This window comes from Arthrobacter sp. R4, from assembly GCF_051365025.1.
Taxonomy (GTDB): domain Bacteria; phylum Actinomycetota; class Actinomycetes; order Actinomycetales; family Micrococcaceae; genus Arthrobacter.
This window is the reverse complement of record NZ_JBLWIJ010000007.1, coordinates 188,034-194,236: the sequence shown is the minus strand read 5'-3', so window position 1 is coordinate 194,236 and position 6,203 is coordinate 188,034. Positions and strand designations below refer to the sequence as shown.

General features: G+C 65.4%; 4 protein-coding genes. 3 read left to right on the top strand and 1 reads right to left on the bottom strand.

Features of this window, described 5'->3' with window-relative positions; translation table 11 throughout:
* Positions 1 to 35: 35 nt before the first annotated feature.
* Positions 36 to 1,358, bottom strand: a complete 1,323-nt coding sequence (locus ACLKOZ_RS03930) for an ABC transporter substrate-binding protein (RefSeq protein WP_337350545.1) — start codon at positions 1,356 to 1,358, stop codon at positions 36 to 38.
* Positions 1,359 to 1,566: 208 nt separating this feature from the next.
* Here ACLKOZ_RS03930 and ACLKOZ_RS03925 point away from each other — a divergent pair, with 208 nt between their 5' ends.
* From ACLKOZ_RS03925 to ACLKOZ_RS03915, 3 genes are read left to right on the top strand one after another with little or no spacing between them, the layout of a single operon-like run.
* A complete protein-coding gene (locus ACLKOZ_RS03925; RefSeq protein WP_337350544.1) occupies positions 1,567 to 3,555 on the top strand; it encodes a glycoside hydrolase family 127 protein in 1,989 nt (662 codons plus the stop codon).
* A 5-nt stretch (positions 3,556 to 3,560) separates the two neighbouring features.
* On the top strand, positions 3,561 to 4,877 hold the full coding sequence (locus ACLKOZ_RS03920; protein WP_337350543.1) for a RuBisCO large subunit C-terminal-like domain-containing protein: 1,317 nt from the start codon (positions 3,561 to 3,563) through the stop codon (positions 4,875 to 4,877).
* The gene (locus ACLKOZ_RS03915; protein ID WP_337350542.1) at positions 4,870 to 6,180 is read left to right on the top strand and encodes a four-carbon acid sugar kinase family protein; all 1,311 of its coding nucleotides are present in this window, start codon (positions 4,870 to 4,872) and stop codon (positions 6,178 to 6,180) included. Before ACLKOZ_RS03920 ends, ACLKOZ_RS03915 begins: the two co-directional genes overlap by 8 nt.
* The last annotated feature ends 23 nt before the right edge of the window (positions 6,181 to 6,203 follow it).

The window sequence follows — 6,203 nt, the reverse complement described above, 5'->3', positions numbered from 1 at the left end:
CGGCCACCCGGAAAGGGTGCCCGGGCCTGGCCGAATCAACGGGCAGCGTCAACGCTCTTCTGAAGGGCGCTCATGTAGTCCTCGGCCGACATCTGGCCAGTGGTGAGCAATGAGACGTTGGTCGAGGCCAGTGAGTTGCTCTTCGGGTCCAACAGCGCTTCGAACCAGAGCACGGGATCCTTGAGTCCGGTGATCTTTTCCTGGATCTGGGAGGTCATGACCGGGAGTTCCTTGACGTCCTCGTTGACCTTGAACCCCGAGATGGTGCCGGAGTCCTTCAGTGCCTGGGTGCCGTAGTTCTCCGAAATGCACTTCAGCCATTCGCCGACCTTCGGCCCGAACTGCTTCGGTGACATAGCCATCACAGCGCCCGCGTTGGCCGCGAACTGGTCAATGCTGCCTGAGCCGCCTTCGACTGCAGGGAAGGCCATAAAGCCGATGTTGGTGTCACCAATGGTGTTCCGTTTGGGGTCATTGATGGAGCTCAGCAACCAGCTGCCGTCATAGGTCATGGCTGCCTTGCCGGTCAGGAAGAGGTTCGTGGACGTGTCGGCGTCGCGGGTGGAGAAGCCTTCGCCCAGGGCGCCGGAGGAAGCAAGATCGGCCAGGGCCTTTGCGCCCGCCACGTACTTGGGGTCGGTCAGCTTGGCCTTGCCATCCCTGACATCCTTCATCGCATCCGGACCAACATTCCTGAAGATGTACATGCCCATGAGCCGGGTGAGCGGCCACCCTGCGGCTCCGGCCTGGGTCATCGGCATGACGCCTGCCTGGGCAAGCTTGGCGTGGGCCTTCCTGAGTTCATCCCAGGTCTTGGGCTCTTGGATGCCGTTGGCCGCGAAGATCTGCTTGTTGTACCAGATTCCCTCGACGTTGTACTGATACGGCAGGGAGACCATGCCGCCGTAGACGTTCTCCACTGTGGCGGCGGCCGCGGGCAGGAGCTGATCGGCGGCACCAAGCTTCTCCAGCGCTTCCTTGTAGTCCAGCACCAGGTCCCCCTTGCCGAGATCTCCGTCCGGGCGGACCATGGCGGTGCCCGCGATGAAGTGTGCCGGAAGGGCGCCCTGGCCGGCAAGGAGCGTGACCTTTTGCACGACGTCGGCCTGCGCGACCTTCTGGTGTTCAATCGGGAGTGCCGCGTTCTCTGCCGAGCAGGCACCCTTGGCCAGCGCATCAAGGGTGGCCGGAAGGGCTTTGTTCTCGTTCGCCGTCAGAATGGTGAAGCTGCTGGGGTCAGTGCCGGTGCTCCCAGCCGTGCTGCCGGCCTGTGGTGATCCGCCACATGCAGAGAGCGGAGTAAGTGCGAGTGCGACGGCCGTTGCCACCATCACTCGACGACTGCGGATTGCTTTCATGACGTCCTCCTTGACGGCTGCCATTCGGTGGCAGCAAACCTCTGATCGATGCGTTTTCAATCAGGAGTGAGAGATTATTCAGCCCCTCGTTCGTGTTGAGCGTATCACATTCTTCCCCTATTGTGAATATTCATTCGAGTTTGAGATAATAATCAACAGCGGACGCAGGCAGCCGCCTGGCAAGGGATTCGACGATGAGGACGACACCATGAAAAGCAGTACAGCGAAGCGGCACCATGCACCTCTCACCGCGCTCGGCGCAGCTAACGTCGTGTGGGCCGGCGGGTTCTGGGGCGCTGAGCTTGAGCGCACGCGGACCGTGACAGTGCCGGGCATGTGGGCCTCACTCAGCAACCCGGACGTCAGCCCGGGCTGGCGGAACTTCCTCATCGCAGCGGGCGACGCCGAAGGCCAACACGAAGGCCCGCCGTTCCTCGACGGGGACCTCTACAAGTGGCTCGAGGCCGCCGTCAGCCTCCTGGAGACGTCGCCCGACACAGCCCTCGAAGCAAGCATCAACGACATCGCAGCGAAAATCGCCTCCGTCCAGCGCGGCGACGGCTACCTCCACACACCAACGCGCATCGCCGAGCGCCACCACGAGCAGGCGCAGCCACTCGCAGACCGGTTCAACTTCGAGACGTACAACCTCGGCCACCTCATCACCGCAGGAGTACGCCACCACCGGGTTACTGGCAGCACCATCCTGCTCGACGCGGCCGAACGGGCCGCGGGATTCCTCGAAGACCTGGCCACCAACCACAAGGACCAGCTCGCACGCAGCGCAATCTGCCCCTCCCATTACATGGCGGTCATTGAGCTCTATCGTGCCACCGGAAATGAACGCTACCTTCGCCTGGCAGAGTCCTTCGTCGCCGTGCGGGACGACTTTGAGGGCGGCGACGACAACCAAGACCGGGTCAGGGTACGCGAGCAGAAAGTCGTGGCGGGCCATGCAGTCCGGGCCAACTACCTGTATGCCGGGCTGGCTGACCTTGTTGCCGAGACGGGCGACCAGGAGCTGACTGGAGTGCTCGAACGCCTCTGGAGGGACGTCGTCGACGCCAAGCTCTACATCACCGGTGGCTGCGGCGCGCTGTACGACGGCGCATCACCGGACGGCAACCCGGAGCAGGGCCAGATCAGCAGGGTGCACCAGGCCTACGGACGCCCTTTCCAGCTGCCGAACACCACTGCCCACAACGAGTCCTGCGCAAACATCGGCATGATCTTCTGGAGTGAGAGGATGCTGGCGCTCACCGGCGATGCGGCCTATGCCGACGTCATCGAGCGCATCGCCTACAACAGCCTCCTCTCGAGCATTAGCCTCGACGGCACGCGTTACTTCTACACCAACCCGCTCCGGCAGGTCCGCGAACTGCCCTTCCCCCTCCGTATGCCCGGAGAAACCGCCCTGCGCCCGGTGCCCGAGCCGCCGGCGTCGGACGAGCGCCTTCGCGCGGAATACATGAGCTGCTTCTGCTGCCCCCCGAACATCGCCCGCACCCTGGCCCAGTTCCATGAACGCGCGATGTCCACCTCGTCAGAAGGCCTGTGGGTCCACCTCTACGGCAGCGCCAACGTCCAGGTGGAGCTTGATGGCCGAGGATTCGGACTACAGGAAGTGTCTGAGCAACCTTGGGGGGAACGCATCGACTTCACCGTCACGTCGGTGACGGACGGCGGAATTCCGCTGAAATTGCGGATCCCCGGCTGGAGCGAAGGAGCCACCATCACCGTCAACGGCGAACCGGCGGCAGCGGGCGAACCCGGGACGTACGCCACGATCGACCGCGAGTGGCAAGCAGGCGATACCGTCTCCCTTGCCTTGCCGATGCCGGTCAAGATGGTGCGCGGACACCGTCTCGCTGAGGAAATCTCCAACCAGGTCGCGGTGACCCGCGGTCCGGTGGTGTACTGCCTCGAAAGCCAGGACCTCCCGGAGGGTGTCCTGTTAGAGCAGATCGCGCTGCGGCGCGGAACGGACTTCACCCCGGTGGAGCTCGACATCGACGGCCGCCGGATCGTTGCCCTTGAGTGCGAAGCGGTGGTCCTGCCGCCCGCGGCGAGCCAAGGACTCTACGCCGAGGTCGACGACGCCGAACTCGCCACGGCACGGGTGCGGCTGATTCCCTACTTCACCTGGGGCAACCGCGGAGCATCCGAAATGTCCGTCTGGCTCCCGCTGGCATGGTGACGAAAATGACCCCCACAGTGACGCCCGGCCTCGCCACGGATCAGTCCGTCAAGGAAGCGGTGGATGCGAAGCCACAGCACGTTGTTGCCACCTATCACATCGAGACATCACTCGATCTCCAGCACGCTGCGGAAGTACTTGCCGGCGAGCAGTCCACCGGTACGTTCATCAGGGTGGCACGGGAGTCCGACGACCTGCGCTCCCGATTCGCCGCCCAGGTTGTGGACCTTGAGGAGATCCCGCTGAATGGTTCCTCCCCGCTGCCCGGCGCCGTCGGCGATCCGGCCAAACGCCGCCGCGGCAGGGTCCGGCTCCGGTTCCCGCTGGCAAACTTTGGCCCCTCACTCCCCAACCTGCAGGCCGCCGTCGCCGGCAACCTGTTCGAGATCAAGGAACTCGCCGCGATCAAGCTGATGGACCTTGACCTTCCCGAGGCCTTCTCGGAGCGCTATCCCGGGCCCGCCTTCGGCGTGGAAGGAACCCGCCGGCTGATGTCCCGACCCGCCGGGGCGATGATCGGAACGATCATCAAGCCCAGCATCGGACTCAGCCCCGCGGAGCTCGCCGAAGTAGTGGCGGAACTGGCCAGTGCCGGCGTCGACTTCATGAAGGACGACGAACTGCAGGGCAACGGCCCCTCCGCTCCCTTGGCTGAACGCGTACGGGCAGTCATGCCGGTACTGCAGCGCCACGCCGACCGCACCGGCGTGATGCCGATGTATGCCTTCAACATCACCGACGACATCGGCCGGCTCGAAGCCAACCACGACCTCGTAGTCGAGGCCGGCGGCACCTGCGTGATGGCCTGCATCAACATGGTGGGCCTGGCCGGGGTGGAGTTCCTGCGCCGGCACGCTACGGTACCCATCCACGGGCACCGGGCGATGTTTGGGGCGATCAGCCGGTCGGACCAGCTGGGGTTCTCCTTCCGGGCATGGCAGAAGCTGGCCCGGCTGTCCGGCGTGGACCATCTTCACACCAACGGCATCAGCAACAAGTTCTACGAAAACGACGCCGAAGTGCTGGACTCGATCGCGGCGGTCCGCGAACCCCTCCTGGGGCAGACGTCCACAGTGCCTGTGCTATCGTCCGGACAGTGGGCGGGCCTCGCCCACGCAACCTATGCGGCCACCGGCACGGATGACCTGCTGGTTCTCGCCGGCGGCGGAATCCACGGCCACCCTGACGGGCCGGCCGCCGGGGTGAAGAGCATGCGTGCCGCGTGGGATTCCGCCGGACGCGGCGAAGAGATGGCAACAGCCCTCGCCGCTTCAGCCGAATTCCGCCGTGCCGCCGAGACGTTCGGAGCGCCACGTGGCTGACTTGCAGTTCGCCTTCTACGGCGACGATTTCACCGGGAGCGTGGACGTGCTCCTGCAACTCAGGCGGGCCGGGTGGACCAGCCGGCTTTTCCTGGGGCTCCCCGGCCCTGCCGAGCTTCGGGCAGCGGCCGAGGAGGTGGACGCCGTCGGGGTGGCCGGGGTGGCACGGTCCCTGCCAACGGGCCAGATTGAGTCCGAGGTGCGGCCGGTGCTTGAGGCACTCCGGGCGCTCCGGCCGCAGATCGTGCAGTACAAGGCCTGTTCCACGGCTGACTCGTCACCAACCGTCGGAAGCCTTGGCCGGGTCATCGAGATTGCCCGGGACGTGTTCGGTCCCGCTACCGTGCCGACCCTTTTTGCGCAGCCAGACTTCGGCCGCTACACGGCGTTCGGCCACCATTTCGCTGCGGAGGAGGGCCAGGTGTACCGCCTTGACCGCCAGCCGACGATGTCCCGGCATCCGGTGACGCCAATGCGCGAATCGGACCTCGCACTGCACCTCTCGCTCCAGACCCGCCTTCCCGTGGGCTCCATGCACCTTCCGGAGTACACGGATGCGCCGGACCTCGCTCGCAAGCTGGCGGAGCGGACCGAGGCCGCCACGGTCCTCGACGCTTTGACGGACGTGCACATTGAACTGGTCTCCCAAGCCGTCGTCGTGGCAAACTCACAATCCAACGCCCCGCAGTTCGTGATCGGCTCCGGCGGGTTCACCCGTGGCCTCGCGGCCGCTATCTCCCGCGGTGACGCTTCCCGGACGGACAGCGTCGATGAACTGAGGGCTGATGGACCGGTACTGGCCGTCTCGGGCTCCCAGTCACCCCAGACATCACGCCAAGTCGACCACGCCCGCCGCCGTGGATGGACAGTCCTCGCGTTGCCGGCACACGATGACGGTCCGCTGAAGGAGCACGTCATCACTGAGCTTTCAGCGGGCCGCAGCGTGGTGGTCACCACCGGCAGCCCTGCAGCATCCAGCGACGGCGGCAGCCTGGTTGAAACGCTCTCCGCGCGCCTGTCGGGTGTCATCGAAGCCGCCCTCCGCGAAGGCGGCGGCAGCCGGGTGATCGTCTGCGGCGGGGACACGTCCAGCCACGTCCTCCGGCAGCTCGGCGCCCGGTCCCTATCCATTGCGGCAAATCCGGTGGGCAACGTGGTCCTGTGCAGGGTTGCATCTCCCGCACCGTGGCTGGATGGCACCGAAATGCTACTCAAGGGCGGCCAGGTGGGTCCGGCGGACCTGTTCGAACTGATCCGCACCCTGGGTTCGGCGCCCAGGCCGCGCGTCGCACCCCTCACCTGAGCCAGTCCTCACCTTCGACCCTC

Coding starts and splice junctions, on each gene's coding strand:
- ACLKOZ_RS03930 (WP_337350545.1), bottom strand. CDS start 1,358: ATGAAAGCAATCCGCAGTCGTCGAGTGATGGTGGCAACGGCCGTCGCA.
- ACLKOZ_RS03925 (WP_337350544.1), top strand. CDS start 1,567: ATGAAAAGCAGTACAGCGAAGCGGCACCATGCACCTCTCACCGCGCTC.
- ACLKOZ_RS03920 (WP_337350543.1), top strand. CDS start 3,561: ATGACCCCCACAGTGACGCCCGGCCTCGCCACGGATCAGTCCGTCAAG.